This is a genomic window from Qipengyuania pacifica (genome assembly GCF_019711555.1).
Lineage (GTDB): Bacteria > Pseudomonadota > Alphaproteobacteria > Sphingomonadales > Sphingomonadaceae > Qipengyuania > Qipengyuania pacifica.
In genome coordinates, this window is record NZ_JAIGNQ010000002.1 from 70,709 (window position 1) to 92,614 (window position 21,906).

At 59.5% G+C, this 21,906-nt stretch carries 15 protein-coding genes and 1 tRNA gene; 13 read left to right on the forward strand and 3 right to left on the reverse strand.

Translation table 11 applies throughout. The features are described from left to right. Positions 1 to 33: 33 nt before the first annotated feature. Positions 34 to 312, forward strand: coding sequence for an FAD assembly factor SdhE (locus K3177_RS05635; protein WP_221597518.1), 279 nt, complete (start codon positions 34 to 36; stop codon positions 310 to 312). 120 nt (positions 313 to 432) lie between these two features. Beyond that, positions 433 to 3,924, forward strand: a complete 3,492-nt coding sequence (gene mfd, locus K3177_RS05640) for a transcription-repair coupling factor (protein ID WP_221597519.1) — start codon at positions 433 to 435, stop codon at positions 3,922 to 3,924. On the opposite strand, the gene K3177_RS05645 is transcribed toward mfd, so the two are convergent. Then, positions 3,921 to 5,243, reverse strand: a complete 1,323-nt coding sequence (locus K3177_RS05645; protein ID WP_221597520.1) for a bifunctional diguanylate cyclase/phosphodiesterase — start codon at positions 5,241 to 5,243, stop codon at positions 3,921 to 3,923. The two genes, mfd and K3177_RS05645, sit on opposite strands and share 4 nt — an antisense overlap. Positions 5,244 to 5,374: 131 nt before the next feature. On the opposite strand from K3177_RS05645, the gene K3177_RS05650 reads away from it, so the two are divergent. The 6 genes from K3177_RS05650 (at position 5,375) to K3177_RS05675 (ending at position 10,296) form a co-directional block, all read left to right on the forward strand. Next, a complete protein-coding gene (locus K3177_RS05650) occupies positions 5,375 to 6,157 on the forward strand; it encodes an NAD kinase (protein WP_196846304.1) in 783 nt (260 codons plus the stop codon). A 97-nt stretch (positions 6,158 to 6,254) separates the two neighbouring features. Continuing rightward, positions 6,255 to 6,329, forward strand: a tRNA-Asn gene (locus tag K3177_RS05655). 228 nt (positions 6,330 to 6,557) lie between these two features. After that, the gene (locus K3177_RS05660) at positions 6,558 to 7,178 is read left to right on the forward strand and encodes a flavin reductase family protein (protein WP_221597521.1); all 621 of its coding nucleotides are present in this window, start codon (positions 6,558 to 6,560) and stop codon (positions 7,176 to 7,178) included. 162 nt (positions 7,179 to 7,340) lie between these two features. Continuing rightward, positions 7,341 to 8,429 carry an 8-amino-7-oxononanoate synthase gene (locus tag K3177_RS05665; protein WP_221598078.1) on the forward strand — a complete coding sequence of 363 codons (1,089 nt, stop codon included), beginning with the start codon at positions 7,341 to 7,343 and terminating at the stop codon, positions 8,427 to 8,429. Then, positions 8,426 to 9,049, forward strand: a complete 624-nt coding sequence (gene bioD, locus K3177_RS05670) for a dethiobiotin synthase (protein WP_221597522.1) — start codon at positions 8,426 to 8,428, stop codon at positions 9,047 to 9,049. Before K3177_RS05665 ends, bioD begins: the two co-directional genes overlap by 4 nt. Further along, entirely contained in the window at positions 9,046 to 10,296 is a 1,251-nt protein-coding gene (locus K3177_RS05675) for an adenosylmethionine--8-amino-7-oxononanoate transaminase (protein ID WP_221597523.1), read from the forward strand. Before bioD ends, K3177_RS05675 begins: the two co-directional genes overlap by 4 nt. Before the next feature lie 28 nt (positions 10,297 to 10,324). Here K3177_RS05675 and K3177_RS05680 read toward each other — a convergent pair whose 3' ends face one another. Then, entirely contained in the window at positions 10,325 to 11,623 is a 1,299-nt protein-coding gene (locus K3177_RS05680; protein WP_345725358.1) for a spinster family MFS transporter, read from the reverse strand. A 262-nt stretch (positions 11,624 to 11,885) separates the two neighbouring features. Between K3177_RS05680 and K3177_RS05685 the strand changes: the two genes are divergently transcribed. Genes K3177_RS05685 through K3177_RS05700 form a run of 4 tightly spaced genes read left to right on the forward strand, consistent with a single transcriptional unit; the run spans position 11,886 to position 18,214 of the window. Continuing rightward, complete coding sequence (locus K3177_RS05685) at positions 11,886 to 14,264, forward strand: TonB-dependent receptor (RefSeq protein WP_221597524.1); 2,379 nt, start codon at positions 11,886 to 11,888, stop codon at positions 14,262 to 14,264. A 2-nt stretch (positions 14,265 to 14,266) separates the two neighbouring features. Continuing rightward, complete coding sequence (locus K3177_RS05690) at positions 14,267 to 15,925, forward strand: carboxylesterase/lipase family protein (protein WP_221597525.1); 1,659 nt, start codon at positions 14,267 to 14,269, stop codon at positions 15,923 to 15,925. Next, positions 15,922 to 17,484: an AMP-binding protein gene (locus K3177_RS05695; protein WP_221597526.1), complete on the forward strand. Its 1,563-nt coding sequence runs from the start codon at positions 15,922 to 15,924 to the stop codon at positions 17,482 to 17,484. Before K3177_RS05690 ends, K3177_RS05695 begins: the two co-directional genes overlap by 4 nt. Before the next feature lie 55 nt (positions 17,485 to 17,539). Then, positions 17,540 to 18,214 carry a TetR/AcrR family transcriptional regulator gene (locus K3177_RS05700; protein WP_234003113.1) on the forward strand — a complete coding sequence of 225 codons (675 nt, stop codon included), beginning with the start codon at positions 17,540 to 17,542 and terminating at the stop codon, positions 18,212 to 18,214. A 7-nt stretch (positions 18,215 to 18,221) separates the two neighbouring features. Here the strand turns inward: K3177_RS05700 and K3177_RS05705 are convergent, their stop codons facing one another. Next, positions 18,222 to 19,199: a serine hydrolase domain-containing protein gene (locus K3177_RS05705; RefSeq protein ID WP_221597527.1), complete on the reverse strand. Its 978-nt coding sequence runs from the start codon at positions 19,197 to 19,199 to the stop codon at positions 18,222 to 18,224. A gap of 486 nt (positions 19,200 to 19,685) precedes the next feature. On the opposite strand from K3177_RS05705, the gene K3177_RS05710 reads away from it, so the two are divergent. Then, entirely contained in the window at positions 19,686 to 21,734 is a 2,049-nt protein-coding gene (locus K3177_RS05710) for a S9 family peptidase (RefSeq protein WP_247714351.1), read from the forward strand. The last annotated feature ends 172 nt before the right edge of the window (positions 21,735 to 21,906 follow it).

Below are 21,906 nucleotides of genomic sequence, written 5' to 3' on the forward strand. Positions count from 1 at the left end.
GCGCGGCTTTGGCGAGTGCCCTACCCGCGTCGAATGCCCGATCTTCTCACATTCGAAGGCCGCAAACAGCGCGCCAAATTTCGCGCATGGCATCGCGGCACGCGCGAGGCGGATTTCATGATCGGGGGGTTCTTCGACCGGTATCATCCCGACTGGGCCGAAGAAGAACTGGCTTGGTTCGAAGCGCTGCTGGAAGAAGACGACGTGGATGTCATGGCCTGGGCGTTGAAAACCCAGCCGACGCCGCCCCGCTTCCAGGGCAAGCTGATCGAAGCGATGCAACAGCTCGACTACGTGGATATTCCGCGTTGACGGACGGCCCTCGGGCACTATCTCGCCACTGACGAATTTTCCCATGCGCCCCCTCCCCAAATCCGGGCAGGGGGCAGTCTTGCGTGTGCGACCAGCCGCGCCCCAAACGCCAGGACCCCCATGCCCGACCTTTCCCGCATCCTGAAAGCCGATACACCCCTCACCCTGGCGCAGGTCGCACGCGGTGCTCAGCCGCTTGTCATGGCCGATCTCGCCAGAGCGAGTACGGGCCGCGCGGTATTCATTGCGCCGGACGATTCGGCGATGCGCTCGATCGTCGATGCTGCCGCGTTTTTCGCGCCCGAGCTCGAGGTCATCGAATTTCCCGCCTGGGACTCGTTGCCGTACGACCGCGCCAGCCCCGCGCTCTCGATCAGCGCCAGAAGGCTGTCGGCGCTGTTTCGCCTGCAGGCCGGAAAGGCCAAGGCGCAGCTCGTCGTCACCACAGCCAATGCAGTATTGCAACGCGTGCTGAGCCCCTTCCGCATTCGCGAAAGTGTGCGAGAGTTCAAACCCGGCATGGAAATCGGCCGCGAAAGCCTGGGGCTGCTGCTGCAGAAACAGGGGTATGGCCGCACCGACACGGTCATCGACAAGGGTGAATATGCGGTGCGCGGGTCGATTGTCGATATCTTCCCCAGCGGCATGGACGAAGCATTGCGGCTGGACTTCTTCGGCGATGAACTTGAATCGCTGCGCACTTTCGATCCCAATACCCAGATGAGCACCGGTCGACTGGATTCGCACCTGCTGCTCCCCGCCAGTGAAGCGCTCCTCGACGAGGACAGCATCAAGCGTTTCCGGAGCCGCTACCGGGAAATGTTCGGCGCCAATGCGACACAGGATCCACTGTACGAAGCTGTCAGCGATGGTCGCCGTCTCGCCGGGATGGAGCACTGGCTGCCGTTGTTCGAGGAGAAGCTGGCGACGCTGTTCGATCATCTGGGCAAGGACGATTTGATCGTCATCGATCAGGCTTCGATCGCTGCCGCTGACGAGCGGGTCAAGGACATCTCCGACTATTACGATCAGCGCACCGCGATCACGGGACAGGCAAAGGGTAATTACCGCCCGCTGAAGCCGGACGCGCTTTATCTGACCGGCGAAGAACTGAAGAAAGCGCTGGAGGCAGCGCCCGCTCACCGGACCACGCCTTTCGACGAACCCGAAAGCGACAAGGTGGTTGGTTTCGGGTTCCGCTCCGGCCGCGACTTTGCACCTGAGCGCGCGCGAGGGGACAATGTCTACCCGGTTCTCGCAGATCATCTGAAATCACTTGCCAAGGCTGGCAAACGACCGCTCCTCGCAGCCTATTCCAAGGGAAGCCGCTCACGCATAGCGTCCATCCTCGAAGAGGCTGGCACGCCGGTCCAGATGGCGGAAACCTGGCAGGAAGCGCTGGGTCTGTCGGCCATGGGCAAGCCTGCGGCCATGATCCTGCCGGTGGAAGCAAGTTTCGCCAATGACGAAATGGAACTGCTCACCGAGCAGGACATCCTCGGCGACAGGCTTGTTCGCCGCAAAAAGAAGCGCAAGGATTCCGACGCATTCCTCGCGGAGTTGCAAGCACTCAGCGTGGGCGATCTGATCGTTCATACCGAACATGGAATCGGCAAGTATCTCGGCCTCGAACCGATTGCTGTCGGCAAATCCAAACACGATTGCGTGCAGCTCGAATACAAGGGCGGCGACAAGCTCTTTATCCCGGTCGAAAATATCGATGTGCTGAGCCGCTATGGCAGCAGCGAGGAAGCGGTCATGCTCGACCGTCTCGGAGGCGAAGCATGGCAGAAGCGCCGTGCACGCCTGAAAGAACGCATCAACGAGATTGCGGGCGAGCTCATGCAGGTCGCGGCGCAACGCGCGCTCAGGAAAGCTCCGGTCTTCGAAATCGACGAAGGTCCCTTCAATCAGTTCCTTGACCGTTTCCAATATGACGAAACGGATGATCAGGAACGCGCCATCGAGGACGTTCTGGGCGATTTGGAAAGCGGCAAGCCGATGGACCGGCTTGTCTGCGGCGACGTCGGCTTCGGCAAGACCGAGGTCGCCTTGCGAGCGGCTTTCGTGGCAGCAATGAATGGTCAGCAGGTCGCTGTGGTGGCTCCCACCACACTCCTCGCCCGCCAGCACTTCGAGAATTTCGCGGCGCGCTTCAACGGTTTCCCGCTCAAGGTAGGTCGACTGTCAAGATTGGTGCCGGCTCGCGAATTGAAGGAAACGCGCGAAGGGCTGGAGAACGGACAGGTCGATATCGTCGTCGGAACGCATGCCATCCTTTCGAAACAGACGAAATTCAAGAACCTTGGCCTTGTCATCGTGGATGAGGAGCAGCGCTTCGGCGTCACGCACAAGGAGAAGCTCAAGCAGCTCCGTGCGGATGTGCATATGCTCACGCTGACGGCCACTCCCATTCCCCGTACCCTGCAAATGGCCATGACGGGCTTGCGAGAGCTTTCCACCATCCAGACCCCGCCTGTCGATCGGCTTGCCGTGCGCACCTATGTGATGGAGTGGGACGACATGGTGATGCGCGAAGCCTTGCTTCGCGAACATCATCGCGGCGGGCAGAGCTTCATCGTCGTCCCGCGTATTTCCGACATGGAGCAGATTTCCGACTGGCTTCACGAAAACGTGCCAGAGATAAAATTCGTCTCCGCCCACGGCCAGATGTCGGCCGGCGAAATCGAGGAGCGGATGAGCGCGTTCTACGAAGGCAAGTACGAAGTCCTGCTTGCCACCACGATCGTCGAAAGCGGGCTGGATCTCCCCAGCGCCAACACCATCATCATCCACCGGGCCGACATTTTCGGACTGGCGCAGCTCTATCAGCTGCGAGGGCGTGTCGGCCGGTCCAAGCTGCGCGCTTACGCCTATCTGACTTATGCGCAGGACACGCAGCTTTCGGAAGTCGCTGAAAAGCGCCTGAAGGTTCTCGGCGATCTCGACAGCTTGGGCGCAGGCTTTCAGCTTGCCAGTCACGATCTCGACATTCGCGGAGCGGGCAATCTGCTGGGTGACGAACAGTCCGGCCATATCCGCGAAGTCGGGTTCGAACTGTACCAGTCGATGTTGGAGGATGCGATACTCGCAGCCAAGGCGGGGGAACTGGGGCTCGAGGCGAAGCCTGAACGTGTCAGTCCGCAGATCACGGTGGATGCACCGATCATGATCCCGGAAGATTACGTGCCCGACCTTGCTGTGCGCATGGCGCTTTACCGCCGCCTTAACGATGCCGCCGACAAGGCCGAGATAGAGGCACTGGCCGCAGAAATGATCGACCGGTTCGGCGAGTTGCCATCCGCCACGGCCAATCTCGTCCGACTCATCGAAATCAAGCATCAGGCCATCGAAGCGAACATTGCCAAGGTCGATGTGGGCGCTCAGGGAACGCTGGTCACTTTCCACAATGACGACTTCCCCGATCCGATGGGCCTGCTCGGCTATGTCGATCGCCTCAAGGGCACAGCGAAGCTGCGGCCCGATATGAAGCTTGTCATTAGCAGAGCCTGGAATTCACCGGAAAGCAGGCTCAACGGTCTCTTCCAGCTCACCAAGGGGTTGTCGGGCATCGCCCGGAAATCGCGAAAAGGTGAGAAGGTTGCCGCCTAGGATCCTGCCAGTTTGAGAAAATCGGGCGCGCTCATCGGTTCTGCACGAAGGAAGCCCTGGTAGGACTGGCAGCCTTCCTTGCGGGCCAGATCCCGCTGGTCCGCGTTTTCGACACCTTCGACCAGCACCTTCAGGTCGAGCGCCTCGGCCATGGCGAGGATAGCCCTGAACACCGCCAGGTCCCGCTCGTCGTCGAGGACCCCGTCCAGCATCGTGCGATCGAGTTTCAGGCAGTCGATCGGCAAGACCTTCAGATATCGGAAATTGCAGAAGCCCGCGCCGAAATCGTCCAGCGCGATGCGTATTCCGAACAGCTTCAACTGATCGAGTACCCGGCTGACCCTGTCGAGATCGGCGAGCAGCACCTGCTCGATAATCTCGAGCGTGATCCGCCCCAACGAAAAGCCGACCCTTTCCGCCATGCGTGCAAAGTCGATGGCGAAATTATCGGCAGCGAGATCAACGGGCGTAATGTTCAGTGATAGCCGCAGGTGATCCGGCCATTCGAGCGCCTGTTCGAGAGCACGTTTCGCGATGTGCCGGGAAAGGTGGGCAACATGGTCCGCACGCTCGGCTATCTGGAACAGCGTTCCGGCGCCAATCCGCCCTATCAGGGGGTGTTCCCAGCGAGCCAGGGCCTCGGCCCCGATCAGCGTGTCGTCGTCCAGCGCGAATTGCGGCTGAAACAGGATCTCGATTTCGTCTCGGTCAATTGCGGCGAGTAAATCCGCCTCGAGTTGCTGGTTCGAACGCCCTGAACGCGCCACTGCGCCCGCAGACCAGTCGATACGGCGGCGATTGCTGTCACGCATGCGAGCTGCAACTTCGGACAGCCGGTCAAGCACGCTATCGGCATTGTCATTGTCGGTGACCCGCATCAGCGCGAGTCGAGGCCACAACCTGATACTGGCCCCGCCTTCGGGATTGGCGATGGGCATAGCAATGGCGTCTGCAAGCGCTTCGGCCAGCCATTGCCACCGCTCGCGGCTACATTCCTGACGCGCGATGAGAAGGAAGCTACCCCCGCCCATGCGCGCGGCGATCCAGGCACTGCTGCTTTCCAGCTCGTCCGAAGCGAAGTGCTTGATACGCTGCGCCACTTCGACCAGCGCGCCGTCGCCTGCACTCTCACCGAAAGCGACGTTCAGCGTATCGATGCGCCCCAGCGTGATGAGCATTGCATGCATGGGACAGGAAATGGTCTTGTCGGGCCAATCCCGCTGCCAGCGCGTAATCGTGCCGCGGGCCTGCGCCTGATCAGCGAGGCCAGTGAGCGTGTCGCGCGTTTCGCCGTTAATTTCTTGGGGCATGCTTGCCATATCGGCCGTCCTTAGCGCGCCCCGCAGAAGGGTATGCCACTTTTTCACCCATGTTGCCAAATGGGACGTGCATCCATAGGTACGCTGCAATCCCGGGCAATGGTTATCCCGGACAGGAGGATGCTGGGGCAATGCCCGATTTCAGCCGTTTGGCTCTGCTTGTTTCCGATGCTCCGCTTGCGCAGGAAGCTGCCGACAAGGGTTTCCGCGAAATAGCAGATTGGGTGCCGCTATCCGAAGCCGAGGCGGTCGTCGTTCTCGGCGGCGATGGTTTCATGCTGCAGACGCTTCATGCGATGCTGGATAGCGAGCGGATAATCCCGGCCTACGGTCTCAATCTCGGCACGGTCGGCTTCCTGATGAATCGCAACCGGAACCCCGAGACGCTCATCAAGCGCATCGGAAAGGCCAAACTCCATCATATCGCTCCGCTGCGCATGCGGGCACGGACTCAGGACGGCGAAACTCATACCTTCTGCGCGATCAACGAGGTCAGCCTGCTGCGCGAAACGCGGCAGACCGCGAAGCTCGAAGTGACGGTCGACGACAAGGTGCGGATCCCCGAGCTGGTTTGCGACGGTGTCCTGCTCGCAACGCCGGCGGGTTCGACTGCCTACAACCTTTCAGCCGATGGACCGATCCTGCCACTCGATTCGAACCTGCTCGCACTCACGCCGATCAGTCCGTTCCGTCCGCGTCGCTGGCATGGGGCGATCCTCCCTGATCGAAGCAGAGTCTCGCTGCGCGTGCTCGAAGAACACAAGCGTCCCGTTTCGGTCGTCGCAGACCAGCGGGAGCTCCGCGATGTCGCCCAAGTTGACCTTGAAATCGCGCGCGACAGCCAGCTGACGCTGCTGTTCGATCCCGGCCATGCGCTCGACGAACGTATCGTCGCCGAGCAGTTCGTCGTCTAAATTGCAAAAGCAGGTAAGCAGTGTGAATTTTTGCGATTTGCCCGCTTGCCAAACCGCAAAGCCCCCCATATAGGCGCACCCCTGCCCAGCGGGCTGCTCCCCGATAGCTCAGCGGTAGAGTAGGTGACTGTTAATCACTTGGTCGTTGGTTCGAATCCAACTCGGGGAGCCATTCACTTCTTAGGAAGTGAGAGAATCAGCCTTTAAAAACTCGAAACTTATGCTCTGTCCGGCCGGATCAAGGCTTGAAGGCGCGCAATTGTTGAATTCAGGCGAACGGTTAGTCTCCGCCAGATCAGGCCTATGTCCGATCTAGCGATCCGCCACCGACGCTTTTGCCATGCCCGCCTCTTACGAGTGCGCATTTGAACCAGATCGCCCCTAGTTCATTACGTGTAGCATGACAGAGTATCACTTTTACGAGCCGGCAGACGGCCATCGCCTGCCGCACGACCCGCTGAACGCGATCATTGCACCACGGCCAATAGGCTGGATTTCAACCGTAGCGCCCAATGGCGCGCGCAATCTGGCACCTTACAGCTTTTTCAATCTCATCAATTATCGTCCGCCGCTCATTGCTTTCTCATCTTCCGGTTGGAAGGATTCCGTCGCTAATGTGAAGGCGACGGGCGAGTTTGTCTGGAACCTCGCCACCATGGCTCAGGCCGATCAGATGAACATGAGCTCAGCAAGTGTGGCGGCCGATATCGACGAGTTCGACCTTGCGGGGCTTGATGCGCTGCCTTCACTACGCGTCAAGCCCGACCGCGTGGCGGGCAGCCCCGTCCAGTTCGAGTGCCGCCTCACGCAGCTCATTCAACTCGAAAACAAGGAGGGTGGCGAGCTGGATCAATGGCTCGTAATTGGCGAGGCCATTGGCATCCATATTGACACTTCAATGCTTGAGAACGGCATATACATGACTGCTCGTCCCCGCCCCGTCACGCGCGGCGGAGGCCCGGCAGATTATTTTGAGATTACGCAGGACCGCCTCTTCAAGATGAAACGACCCGACGACTGACGTTTGGGAAGGCCTTGCTAGGCTTGAGCTTTTGACCGGTGCCCAAATTACCAGCTTTCGGCACTCAGTCCGTCAGGAAATGGGTGATGTCTTTTCAACGCGGCAGGCCTCGCCTATGCGCCGCCGCGCGTGACGGTAACGAGCTTCTATAACGACGATTTGATGCGACTGGAGAAAGTGGGTCGTCGACGCGCGATGACCCTGGCTTCCGGCTGTGATTTTTCTTCCAATGACTATCTCGCGCTCGCGGGGTCAGCTGCCTTACGCTCTGCAGCCATGGACGCTTTGGCAAGAGGCGTCTCTCCGGGGTCCGGTGGGTCGCGTTTGCTGCGCGGCAATTGTGCTGAACATTTGGGTCTGGAAACCGATGCTGCCCGTTTCTTCGGCAGTGAAAGTGCGTTGTTCGTCGGCTCGGGTTTCGCCGCGAACAGCCTGGTTGTCTCCACCTTGCCACAAGCGAGCGACCTCATTCTGCACGATGAACTGATACATGCCAGCGTGCACGAGGGCATGCGGATGGCGCGAGCGCCTTGCGAGAGATTTGCACACAATGATGTGGATGCGGCAGCCGACGCGATCGCACGATGGCGGGCAAAAGGCGGATGCGGCACACCGTGGATCGCCTTCGAAACGCTTTACAGCATGGACGGCGATGTAGCGCCCGTGGACGACTTTGCCTCCTTGGCGGAGCGTACCGGGGCCATGCTGCTCATCGACGAGGCGCATGCGGTCGGGGTATGCGGACCAAAGGGGCGCGGGCTCGCTGCACATCTGCATGGATGCGAAAATGTCGTCACTCTCGTAACGTGCGGGAAGGCGTTGGGATGCGAAGGAGCGCTCATTCTGGCGCCAGCAGTCTTTCGCGATTTTCTCGTGAACAGGGGGCGCAGCTTCATCTTCTCGACGGCACCTTCGCCGTTAATCGCCGCGATTGTTCGCGAAAGCCTTTCGATCGTCGCGAATGCAGATGAACGACGCCAACGTTTGCGCCTGATCATCGAACATGCCGGCAAGCGTCTGGCGCCACTAGGCATAATTCCGAGCGGGACGCATATCCAGCCCGTGCCGATTGGTGAAGATTCACGCACGATGCGCATCGCTGAGGCACTTCAGGCTCGCGGTTTCGACATTCGCGGCATTCGCCCGCCGACTGTGCCAGCAGGCACCGCACGGCTGCGGATATCTCTCACGCTTAACATCGACGAGGCGGCAGTTTCCGAACTCGCCACCGCTTTGGAAGACCTGTTATGAGTAAGACGATCGTCGTCACTGGTACGGACACGGATATCGGGAAGACGGTGTTTGCTGCCGGTCTCACGAAGGCGCTCGGCGCTTCGTACTGGAAGCCGGTCCAGGCTGGTTTCGACGATGGCACTGACAGCACACGTGTCGCGCAGTTGGGCGTCCCTGCATCATCGGTGATCCAAGAAGCCTACCGTTTGAGGACGCCGTGCTCTCCGCATCGCTCGGCCGAATTGGACAATGTCATCATCGATCCGGCTTCTCTAGCTTTGCCGCAGGTGACGGGACCGTTAGTGGTAGAGGGCGCTGGCGGCGCGCTCGTTCCGGTCACCCGTGAATTACTCTATGCGGACCTGTTCGCGCGCTGGGCGGCGCCGGTTGTAATCGTGGCAAGCACCGCGCTTGGCACCATCAACCATTCGCTGCTGACTATCGAGGCATTGCGCACTCGTGACGTCCCAATTCTCGGGATCACCTTTATCGGCAATCCGCAAGAGGACACCGAAGAGACCATTTGCGCGATCGGTAAGGTCAGGCGTCTGGGGCGCCTGCCTCTTCTTGATCCGCTTGATAGTGAAAGTCTTGCCGCCACATTCGCGCGCTGTTTCGCAATGGACGACTTTCAATGAGGGAATCGCCCATCTGGCATCCATTCACCCAGCACGGCTTGGGCGAACCCATTCCGACTGTGGCGCGGGCCAAAGGCGCAGTCCTTCATACGAGTGATGGCCAACAGATAATCGATGCGATTTCATCCTGGTGGGTGACGACGCATGGTCATGCTCACCCCCGAATAGCCGCAGCCGTTGCCGAGCAAGCTGCGGTGCTAGACCAGATAATCTTCGCGGGCTGGACACATGGTCCGGCCGAAGAACTGGCGAATGGTCTCCGCGCCCTGATGCCGGAAAGCCTGACGCGCGTGTTCTTTTCCGATTCCGGATCGACAAGCGTTGAAGTCGCTCTGAAAATGGCCTTGGGTTACTGGCTTCATCGTGGAGAAGCGCGGCATAGCGTCGTCGTGATGGACAACGGCTATCATGGCGACACCATCGGGGCCATGTCGGTCGGCGCCCGCGGCGCATTCAACCGCGCTTACGAGCCCCTCTTGTTCGACGTCACGTCCATCCCCTTTCCCTCGCGAGGCGCGGAACAGGATGCGCTGGACGCCTTGGAAGTAGCGTGTAGGAAAGGCGCGGCAGCGTTCATTGTGGAGCCGCTTATTCTCGGCGCAGGCGGGATGCTGATGTATTCTTCGCAAACGCTCGCGGACATGCGCCGGATTTGCGCGCGATATGGTACCCTTTTCATCGCCGATGAGGTCATGACCGGTTGGGGCAGGACCGGCACGTTGCTCGCTTGCGAACAGGCTAAGATCGAGCCAGACATACTGTGCTTATCCAAAGGGCTGACCGGCGGTGCCATTCCATTGGCAGTCACAATGGCGAACGAACCTGTCTTCGAAGCACATCGCAGCGAAGATCGCGCACGTATGTTTTTCCATTCATCGAGCTATACCGCCAATCCGATCGCTTGCGCAGCCGCCAACGCCAACCTTGCAATCTGGCGCAACGAGCCAGTCATGCAGCGGATCGCGAACTTGGGCGAAGGGCAGGCAGCGCAATTGAACGCACTGGCATTGCATCGGGCGGTTCAAAATCCTCGGCAAACCGGCACCATTACTGCGTTTGAGGTGGGCGTAGGGAGCGGATATCTCTCCGACCTCGCGCCGCGAATGCTGGCACTCTTTCGAGAGCGAAACGTCCTGCTTCGGCCGCTAGGTAACACCATCTACGTAATGCCGCCTTACTGCATCAGCAGTGAGCAACTAGACTGTATATACGATACGATCCGCGAAGTGATCGCCGACGTGACCTAGTGGGACTGTGCCGATCGATGGCTGGCCATCAACCCAGGCTGCGTACTTCGTTCCGTAATCGCCTCGCCAGCGACAGAAAGATTAGGATGGCGATGACGAAGAAGGGCGTGAGTGTATAGAGCGCGACCTGGAGCGAGTTGGTCATGCCCTGCGCGGCGAAATAGTCGCTGGCCATGCCGACATAGGTCGGTCCCAGACCCAGCCCGATGAAATTCATCACAAGCAGTAGCAAAGCGCCTGCGAGCACGCGCTGGTTTGGGCGCACCTCGTCCTGCACCAGAGCTATCGAAGCTGAGAGGTAGAAGTAGTTCAAGAACATCACGGGCGTCAGCAGGACGAGCGCTAACTCCCAAGTTGGCGCCCATACGAAACCGAGATAGAATGGCAGAGCGAGCGTCAGCGACACCGCGGGAGCGAGAGCGAACGCCGTCCGCGTACCCCGTGTAAACCGGTCGAGCAGGCGCCCCGATACAAGCATGCCCGAACCCATCCCAAGGCCGACCACCAGGGCATACCAGAGCGCAACCTCCTCCAACGTCATACCCTTTTCACGCATGAGGAAGAGCACCGCAAAATTGCCGAGGCCGTAGGTCACGAACTGCGTCGCTCCACTCCCGAGCGAGGCGCGCACGAGCAGCGGGTTACGGAAAAAATCCTTCACCGTGCCCACGAATGGGGCCGGCATGGACGCGGTTTCGTCCAGCGTGATGTCGGTCGCTCCACGTTCGGGGTCGCGCATGACCAGTTTGAGCAGGATTGCGGTCACGATGCCAACGATGCCGACAACAATGAAGGCGTCGCGCCAATCGAAAGCGGCGGCGATCGAAGCACCAAAAGCGATACCAACTGCCGCTCCAATGGGCGGACCCAGGTTGAAGATGCCAAGCGCGGTTGCCCGATAGCCGGGCGAGAAAGTATCTGTGATAAGAGCGTAGGATGGTGGCACCCCGCCCGCCTCGCCGAAACCGACTGCCATGCGGGCCACCACCAGTTCGGGGTAAGTACGCGCGAGCCCGCAGGCGACAGTGGCTGCGCTCCAGATACCGCAGGCCACCGCGAGAATGGTCACCCGGTTGGTGCGGTCGGCAAGCCAACCGACCGGTATCGCGATGAAAGTATAGAACATCGCGAAGTAGAGCCCGCCGATCAGACCGAGCTGACCGTCGGTGATATCAAGTGATTCCTGGATCGGAAGCGCCAGAATTGCGAGTAATTGGCGGTCGAGGAAATTGAGCACATAGACGAAGCTCAACAGGGAAAGCATCGTCCAAGCTTTGCGGTCCGGCTTGCGGACGACTCGCTCCGGCGCCGCGGCAGCCGCGATCACGAGTTGCCCCGGGGCTTGATGGAATCCGCCCGTTTACCGTTGTTCATCCCTACTCTCCCCTTCGCGTCGTGCTGCGCGATTTCATTCACTAGTTAGTGAGTGAGTAGGTTCTGTCACCCCGTTGGTCAATGTGGAAACCCCAATACACCCTCGCCCTCTTTTATTAACGCGCGCGATAGTGAATGTTGACATTATCGTTCGTGTGAACAAGTTGTTCGGCAAGCGGCGGGCGCGACTCGTCGTAGGGATTGGGAGAAAACAGATGACGGCACGTTACTTTGCCACAGCTTCAGCGCTCGCCTTCACGGCTCATGCCATACCGACTTACGCGCAGGATGCGAACGACATCGCGCAACCGTCCACCGGACCTGCCGTCGCCGGCGAAGAGGTCATCGAGGATGTTTCGCCCAGCGCCGAGGCCGCGCGCTCCAGCAACACGATCATCGTCACCGCAACCCGCCGCGAGGAAAGCATCCAGGATGTTCCCCTCTCCATCACCGCCTTCGGTCAGGAAGAACTGACCAAGAAAGGGATCGTCGGTTTCGAAGGCATCGGTCGCGAAACGCCGGGCGTAATCCTCAACCGCCCGACCCAGAATTTCAACAATTTCACGGCCCGCGGCATCGCGACCAACGGCTACAATGCCAACCTATCTAGTACTGTGTCGGTCTATATCGACGAACTGCCCGTCTCGACGATCGGCAACACCACAGTCGTCGATCCAAACCTGTTCGATGTCGAGCGGGTGGAATTTCTACGAGGGCCGCAGGGTACCTTGTTCGGATCGGGCTCGTTGTCGGGCGCCATGCGGATCATCACCAAGAGCCCCGAACTCGGCTATTTCGACACGGCCGCCCTGGTCGATTTCGGCCTGACAAACGATGATTCCTTCCGCCAGCGTTACAATGCGATGGTCAACGTCCCGATTGGCGACAAGGTCGCCGTTCGCGCGGTCGGCTTCTACCGTGACGAGGAAGGTTATCTCGACAACCTCGGCACCGGAGTGAACAATTCCAACACGCTGATCGACTACGGCGGTCGGCTCGTCCTGCTGTTCCAGCCGACAGACCGTCTGTCGATCAAGCTGCTCGGCAGCTATGAGAACAGCGATCCGAAAGATAGCTCGCTAACCAGTCCCTCGCTTGGCGAGGAGAAGCGCATTTCCGATGAACCTGATCGCTTCACCGGCAAGCAGCTTATCGCCAATGCGACACTGGAATACGATTTCGACTGGGCGACGCTCACCAGTTCCTCAACCTATTCGGACTTCAAGCAGCGTTTCTATGTCGATCTGGCTGGAACCTTCGCCCCCGGATCCTTTCCTGGCGCCCCGATCGCCTTCGGTCTCGACGCTGATGCGTTCGATAACGTTTTCGTACAGGAAACCAGGCTCGCCTCCTCGCTGGGTGGTGCGTTCGAATTCGTCGTAGGCGGCTTCTACCTCAACCGTCGCCGGGACGTTGACTTTCTCTATCGTTCCAACCCCGCTTTTCTCGAGGCACGTGGACTTACCGGTCTTCCTGACAAGTATTTCCAGGAACAGTATACCTACTCCATAAGCGAAGAAATCGCGGCGTTTGGCGAGCTTACCTATCGCTTCTCCGACCGCTTCTGGCTGACAGGAGGCCTCCGATACGGAGAGATCAGTGCTCAGGGCTTTACCGAAGCGGGGGGCTTCCTCGCTACAGGCACCACGCCTTTCATTCCCGGCGCTCAGACCAATTATTATACCGCCGCCCTGTTTGGCATCCCGCTGAACTTCGATACGTTTACGCCCTATGAAGCGGTGGAAGGTGTCAAAGCGAAAGGATCCAAGCCATCCTATAAGCTTGCTGCTTCGTTCAAACCCACGCAGAATATTACCACCTACGCCACATTCGCCACTGGCTTTCGCGCACCGATCGTCAATGCCGCCGCAGGTCGGCCCAGCGTGGCTCCTGGCGGCGAAAACGACATCATCGTTCCGTTCGGCGCCACTTCGGACGATCTAAAAAGCTATGAGATCGGCGCCAAGGCAGTCTGGCTTGACGGACGAGTAACTGCAAATCTGGCAGCCTATTACATCGATTGGAGCAACATTCAGGTTCAGGCCAACCGGGTCAGCGATTCAGTTCAGTTTGCCACCAACATCGGTGCTGCGACCAGCAAGGGTATCGAATTCGAGCTTGGCGTAGTTCCGGCGACTGGTTGGTTCCTCGGCGCCAATGGTGCCTATAATGATGCAAAGATCACAGAACTGACAGCCGCCGAAGCGGCGATCTCGGGCGCAGAAATTGGTCACCGGCTTTCCGCCCCACGTATTCAGGGGGCCGCTTTCGTCAGTTACACCTTCAATCTTGCCGACGATATGGAGGCGACCCTAGCCACGAACGCTCAGTATATCGGCGAATATAACAGCAGTTTCCCCAACCAGCCGGGCAACCCGAACGTGCGCCTCGCGACCTTTGGGCAGACCGACGCCTATACCAACGTCAACGCTAGCTTTGGGGTAACCAAGGGCAAGCTCGGCGCGCAGCTTTATGTCGAGAACGTCTTCGACGATCATTCCATTACCTACATCCATCCAGAAGCCTTCCTGATCAGCCGTTTCGGCACCCTGCGTCCGCGGACGTTTGGCATCCGCTTCAGTTACGGGATCTGACCATGATCCGGTCGCATTATCGGGCGCTTCGCCACATCGCATTTGGCATGACGGCCCTCGGCCTTTCTGCAGCCGCATCGTCTGCCGAGAGGCCGTCCGTCACCGCACCCGCCGGTACATTCGAGGGTGTCACCGAAGGCTCGGCGAATGTCTTTCGCGGGATAAGCTATGCAGAAGCGCCAACCGGCGAGCGTCGCTGGCGCCCGCCCGTACCGAAAGCGCGTGCGAGCGCACCGGTCGATGCGAGCGAGTTCGGCCCAATCTGCAACCAGCCCGAATTCCCGAACGTACCTGCAAACATTTATTACGAGGACCTCCCACCGATGAGCGAGGACTGCCTCTCGCTCAATGTCTGGCAGCCCGAGAATGCGGATCATGCGCCGGTCTTCGTTTGGATTCATGGCGGGTCGCTCTTGACGGGTGCAGGCCGTTTCTCGCTCTATGACGGGACGGAACTGGCAAAGCGTGGGGTCGTGGTTGTCTCGATCAACTACAGGCTTGGTGCACTCGGCTTCATGGCCCATCCCGAACTGTCTGCGGAATCGCCGGACAATGCGTCCGGTAATTACGGCCTCCTCGACCAGATAGAGGCGCTGCGCTGGGTCGAACGGAACATCGCGGCATTCGGCGGTGATTCCGGCAATGTGACTATTGCCGGGGAATCGGCGGGCGGCCTCAGCGTCATGCACCTCCTCGCATCTCCGCTTGCTACGGGCCTCTTCGACCGTGCCGTCATGCAGAGCGCATATATGGTTTCCGAGCCGGGCCTTCGACAAGTGCTCAATGGCCACCCTTCCGCCGAAAGCGAGGGAGTGCGCATCGCCGAAGCGATTGGCGCAGGAAATCTCGCCCGACTGCGCGAGATGAGCGCTGGCGAGATAACGAGAAAGTCGACCGCCGCAGGCTTCCAGACCTATTTCACAGTGGACGGCAAGATCGTCCCTGCGCAAATCACAGATGTGTTCGACCAGGGAGCGCAAGCTCGCGTGCCGGTCCTCGCCGGCTTCAATAGCGGGGAAATTCGCTCGCTGCGGATGCTGCTGCCCCCCGCCCCATCCGGTAAAGAAGAATACGAAGCCAGAATCCGCAATGCCTATGGCGATGTGGCCGATATCTTTCTGCGGATCTACCCCTCCGAGAGGATCGAGCAGAGCATGCTCGAGACGACGCGTGATGCGCTTTATGGGTGGACTACGCAGCGTATTGCAGAAAAGCAGGAAGCGGTTGGCTCCCTGGCTTTCGTCTATCTCTTCGATCATGGATATCCTGCCGCCGACAAGGCAGGCCTTCACGCATTTCACGGTGCCGAGCTGCCCTACATGTTCGGAACGATCGAACGGACCGCCGCCAATTGGCCACGCATTCCACGCGATCGCAAGGAACGGGCGCTGTCCAATGCGATGGTCGATTACTGGACATCGTTTGCCCGCTCGGGCGAGCCGTCGTCCGATGGCAATCCAAAATGGCCGGCGTTCGGACAAAGCGAAAACTGGATGGTGTTCGACGAGAGGCCACACGTCATCGAGGACGTCATGAGCTATCGCTATGATCTGGTCGAGCATGTCGTCTGCCGCCGCCGCGCCGCAGGTGATCAGCAATGGAACTGGAATGCGGGCCTCGCTTCACCTGTGCTTCCGCCCCCCGTGGACCAGTGCCGATGATCGATGGGGCGATGCAGGATTTCCCGCTAACGCTGGACCGGTTTCTGGACCACGCTGCAAAATGGCATCCCGACGCCGAAGTGGTGAGCGCCCGGGATGACGGAACAGTCGGACGGATCAATTACGCGGAACTGCATTGCCGCGCTCGCCTCGTCTCGGCCGCGCTGGACACGCTTAACATTAAGACTGGCGACCGAGTGGCCACGCTCGCGTGGAACACACAGGAACATGTCGAAGCGTGGTACGGCATCATGGGCATGGGCGCGGTCTGCCACACGCTTAACCCACGCCTGACCGCAGAACAGCTGGGTTGGATGATCGGGCAATCGGAAGCGTCCATCCTGTTGGCCAGCTCCGATCTGCTCGATCTTGCGCGCGAGGTGATTGGTTCTTCAACCAACGGCGCCTGCCGCCTCATTGCGCTGGGCCCAGTGAAGGATGGCAACGACAGCCTGGATGACCTTTTAGGACAACCCTCCCAAGAGATCGCCTGGGGCGGCTTCGACGAAACTTTGCCCAGCGGCCTCTGCTTCACCTCCGGCACGACGGGCGCACCGAAGGGCGTCACCTACACCCACCGCGGCAATTACCTCCATACACTGAAGCTGCTCCAAGCCGATGTAACCTCGATCACCGCGCGCGAAGTGGTCATGCCGGTCGTGCCGATGTTCCACGCCAATGCCTGGGGGTTGCCCTTTGCCTGCCCAGCCGTTGGCGCAAAGCTGGTTTTGCCAGGACGCTACGCAGATGGTGCCAGCTTGGCGCGATTCATCGCGAACGAAAGCGTCACAATCGCTGTTGGCGTGCCCACGGTCTGGCTCGGGCTGATGGACCATCTCGATGCTAATGGAATTGAGTTGCCGAGCCTTAAACGCATCATGGTCGGCGGCGCGCCCATGTCGCAGGCGTTGATGGACCGGATCGAGCAGCGCGGGATCGAGGTCCAGACGACTTGGGGCATGACCGAATTATCGCCGCTAGGGACAGCCACGCCCCCGGGTGCAGAGGCGCGCGATCCGCGCACCTCCGGCCGCCCGTCCGTCGGTGTCGACTTGCGGCTTACCGATGGCGAAGGCAACCCTTTGGACGTGCAGCGGGAGGTCGAAGGGCACCTCTGGGTCCGGGGCGCCGCGGTGGTCGATCGATATTTCGGGCAAGAACAGCAGGCCACTGCAGACGGCTGGTTCAACACCGGGGATCTCGCAAGAATCGAGCGGGACGGTACCGTGTTAATCACTGGCCGTTCCAAGGATCTGATCAAGTCAGGTGGCGAATGGATCAATCCGACCGAGATCGAAACGGTCATCTCCGCCCTTCCCTGCGTATCACAATCTGCGGTCATCGGACGCAGCGACCCCAAGTGGGGAGAGCGTCCGCTTTTGCTCGTCGAACTGCGCGATGGGTATTCCCCCACCGACGCTGAACTCCTGGCAGAGCTGGACGGTCGGGTGGCTAGTTGGTGGATCCCCGATCACGTCGTGCGATTGCCGCAGATGCCTTTGGCGCCAACCGGGAAGATCGACAAGTTGCGCTTACGGAACGAATATTGCAATGCATGAGCGTTCCATCACCCTTGCGGCCGCAGATGCGGCGTCCATGCGGAAGAGTAACAGCGTGCCAGCAGCCAGGAAGCCCGGAAAAAAGCCGCTGAGCAAAGCGGAACGGCGTGCCGAGACGACCGAGCAGATCCTGGACGAAGCCGAATATCTCTTCTCGAAACATGGACTTTACGGGGTGACGTTGAAGGATGTCGCCCAACGTGCTGGCGTTCACCATACGCTGGTCAATTACTATTTCGACGACAAGGATACCCTTTTCGAAGCTGTTTTCGAGCGCCGCGCCGAAGTGACCCGTGAATTGCGGATGAAAGCGCTGGAAGAATACGAGAAGGCAAACGAAGACAATCTTACCGTCGAAGGGGCATTACATACCTTTCTCGACACCGACCTCAACCTGTATGGGGCAGGAGGCGAAGGCTGGCGCAATTATGGGGCGCTCGCATCGCAAGTGGCCAACACGCCCGAATGGGGCGCGAAACTCATGGACAAGAATTTCGACCCGGTTGTCCTGAAGCTGGTCGATATCATCAACCGCGCCCTGCCCGATGCCAACAAGGTCGATATTTTCTGGGGCTATCATTTCGTGTCCGGCGCCTTGCTACTCACGCTCGCGCGAACGGGGCGCATCGACAAATTGTCCGATGGCCTTTGCCAATCCGAAGATTTCGAAGCGGTGAAGCAACGTATGGCCGATTTCATGGCTGCGGGCTTTAAAGCCATCTGCACATAGTAACGGACTAAAAGCTTCCGCCGGTTTTCGCGGCCGGAACGATGCCCTCCGCAAGCAGGCTTCTCAGAGCGGCAATATGTTGCCCTCCGCGCTCGACATCCGTTGTGGACGTCACGACCACCGTCAATTCGAGGTCAGGCACGACATAGATCATTTGGCCTCCATATCCCCACGCATAATACAACTCATGTCCGCCGACGTCGGATATGAACCATCCGTAACCATATTGCTCTCCGCTCCAGGGGGAAGTCGTCTGGGGCTTCCAACTCAGTTCGACCCATTCCTCTGGCAGCAGACGCTTCCCATCGATCGCTCCACCGAGCCGGTAGAGTTCTCCGAACTTCGCCATGCCGCGCGGGCTCATGGCCATTTGATTGCCGCCAAGGTAAATTCCCTGTGGATCGCGTTCCCACTGCGGGATGGCGACATTCAGCGGATCGGCCAGCCATTCCTGCGCCAGCGCCCAGGTCGATCGACCCGATGCCTCCGTCAGCATGGCGGACAGAAGATGGGTGCTGCCGGTCGAATAGAGCATCGCACCGTTTGGTTCTTCGACGAAGGGCCGCGAGAGCGCATATCGAACCCAGTTCGGACTCGACACCCAACGGCCATAATTTTCTCCCGACGTGCGTTCCAATCCAGCCTGCATTGAAAGCAGATTGCCTATGGTCAGACGGCTGAGACGTGGATCGGCCTCTCGCGGGGCATGGCTCGACAATTCGGTTAGGATTGGCTGATCGACGCCATAAAAAATGCCCCGGTAGATCGCAATCCCTACCAGTGCCGCAATGACCGACTTGGAGGCAGACTTGATGTTAACAGTATCGTCTAGCGCGGCTCCGCCATGGAACCGACGCGCAACAAGTTCCTCACCGCCCCGCATCACGATGAGCGAGCGGATGTTGGGAAGGTTCTCGGCTCGGTTGAAGACCTGCTCCATGGTGGAAGCGTCCAGGCCCCTCGTTGCGGGTGCCGTCTCACCCATGTCATGCGATGACGTGTTGTTAGCATCTTGGGCCGCACCGCAACCCGTGGATGTCAAAGTAAGAGCCGCTAAAGCACCATAGACTGAGCGTATCAATTTCCACCTCATTTGTGAGCTACTGCTTCAAACAGTGAGGCGAAGCATTTTCGCCCAGATGAATGGCCTTGGTTTTGGACAAGGCTCCAATTCTAACCTCTGGCTCACCGAATGTTCCGACGAGCTCTCATACCGGACGAGCGAAACGGTTCCGCATCGCGATGCTGAGTTGGGCACGCTGATCATTGCACCAGATAAGAAAACTCGCCTAAGCTCCAAAACACCCAGCGCCCGAGATCGGCGAACAAAGGAAAGGAATACTGCATGGCCACAGGCAAGTTGGTGATGAGCATGACATTGCTCGCATTCCCGATGCAGATGGCCGTCGCACAGCAACCCGAACCTGAGCAAACGGCTGCCCCCGATGCACAGTCCCAGCAGGCCACCGCCATGTCCGGTGCTGCCACGGGGAGCACCCGCAGCGGGCCCGAGCGCCGCTTCACCGGCGCCGACCTGTTCGATCTTGCCATCGCCAGCGATCCGCAAATCAGCCCCGACGGGCGCTACATTGCGTATGTGCGCCAGTCGAACGACATCATGTCCGATCGCGCGATTGGATCGATCTGGTTGATCGACACGCGCACCGGTCGCGAAACTCCGCTCGCCGGACGCAATGGCGATGCTTTCAACCCTCGGTGGTCGCCCAGCGGCGACCGACTCGCCTATGTGTCCACGGAAGGCGGCGGGCCGCAACTTTGGGTGCACTGGATCGAGGGCGGCAATGCCGTTCGGTTGACGGGACTACCTACCAGCCCTTCGAGTATGGCCTGGTCGCCCGATGGTCGGTCGATTGCTTATACGATGCTGGTCAAGGATGACGGCCCAAAGCTGGGCTCTGCGCCATCAGACAAACCGGAAGGTGCAGACTGGGCCGAGCCACTCGAAATTCGCGATCTGCTGACTTACCGGGCTGACGGCCAAGGCTATCTCGAACCTGGTTTCGACAAGATCTTCGTTGTGCCGAGCACGGGAGGCGCGCCGCGCCAGCTTACCTTCGGCCGCTTCCATGATGGCGGCCCACTTAGCTGGTCGCCAGATGGCTCCACGATATATTTCGGTGCCAACCGCCGTGCCGATTGGGAAATCGATTCAGTCGAAGGTGAGGTCTATGCGCTCGATGTGGCGTCCGGCGGAATTCGCCAGCTGACCGATCGCGATGGTCCGGACGGCAATCCTGTTGTATCGCCTGACGGGCAGCTGATTGCCTATCTCGGATTCGATGATGCATTGCGAGCCTACGAGGACAACGACCTCTATGTCATGAACCGCGACGGATCGAATGTCCGCAACCTCACAGCCGATTGGAATTTCAGCCCGGCGGGTATCGTCTGGGATGCCGATGGACGCGGGATCTATGCGCAATACGATATTTCCGGTGAGACGAGGGTCGCTCGCATCGCCTTGGATGGTTCGGTGCGCGATGTAGTCGATGGTCTTTCCGGCGGCGGCCTCGACCGCCCCTATACTGGCGGCAGCTTCTCGGTTTCCGACGATGATATGATCGCTTTCACAGGGGGCACCGCAATTCGCCCCGCCGAAGTTCAGCTTGCTCGTACCGGCGGCGAAGCGCGCATTCTGACGGATCTCAACCGGTCGTTGAGAGCAGTCAAATCTCTGGGTGAAGTTCGACGTATAGCGACACAATCAAGCCATGACGGGCTCGAGATCGAAGGCTGGTTGACCTTGCCGCCGAATTACGTCGAAGGCCAGCGCGTCCCACTCATCCTCGAAATACATGGCGGTCCGTTCGCGGCCTACGGCCCGCATTTCTCGACCGACAATCAGCTCTACGCGGCAGCAGGCTACGCTGTGCTGTCCGCCAATCCGCGGGGCTCTACCAGTTATGGCGAAGATTTCGCCAATCAGATCGACAAGGCCTATCCGGGCAACGATTATTTCGACCTCATGTCTATCGTCGATCGCGCAATCTCGCTTGGGATCGCCGATCCCGACCAACTGTTCGTCACCGGCGGTTCGGGTGGGGGCGTTCTGACAAGCTGGATCGTCGGCAAAACGCGGCGATTCAAGGCAGCGGCAACGCAAAAGCCGGTCATCAACTGGACCACCCAGGCGCTGACTGCCGATGGCCCTTCCTTCTTTGGCAAATACTGGATCGGCGCACAGCCGTGGGAAGATCCGCAAACCTACTGGCGCCTGTCGCCGCTGTCGCTCGTTGGCGATGTCGAGACACCCACATTGGTGGTCGTCGGAAGCGAGGACTATCGCACCCCCGTCAGCGAATCCGAACAGTATTACACTGCGCTAAGCCTGCGTGGCGTTCCGACGGCACTGGTCAAAGTCCCCGGAGCCAGCCATGGTGGCATCGCCGCCCGCCCCTCGCAATCCGCAGCAAAAGCCTCGGCGATCCTCGCCTGGTTCGATCGCTACAAGACCGGTTGGACACGAGGCGCCGCTCAATCGTCTGAAAAAGAAAAATAGAGCTGCAGCGATGAAGCGGATTCCTTGCGAAGGTGCTCATTCTCTGAGGTAATGATCGCCCACCGCAAAGATTCCGTATTTGTCTTCCTGGATGGTCGGCGTTTCCAAGCCACAGCGCGCTTGCTTCGCCGACACTTTCTCGATCACTGCTTGCTAAACAAAATTCGAAATA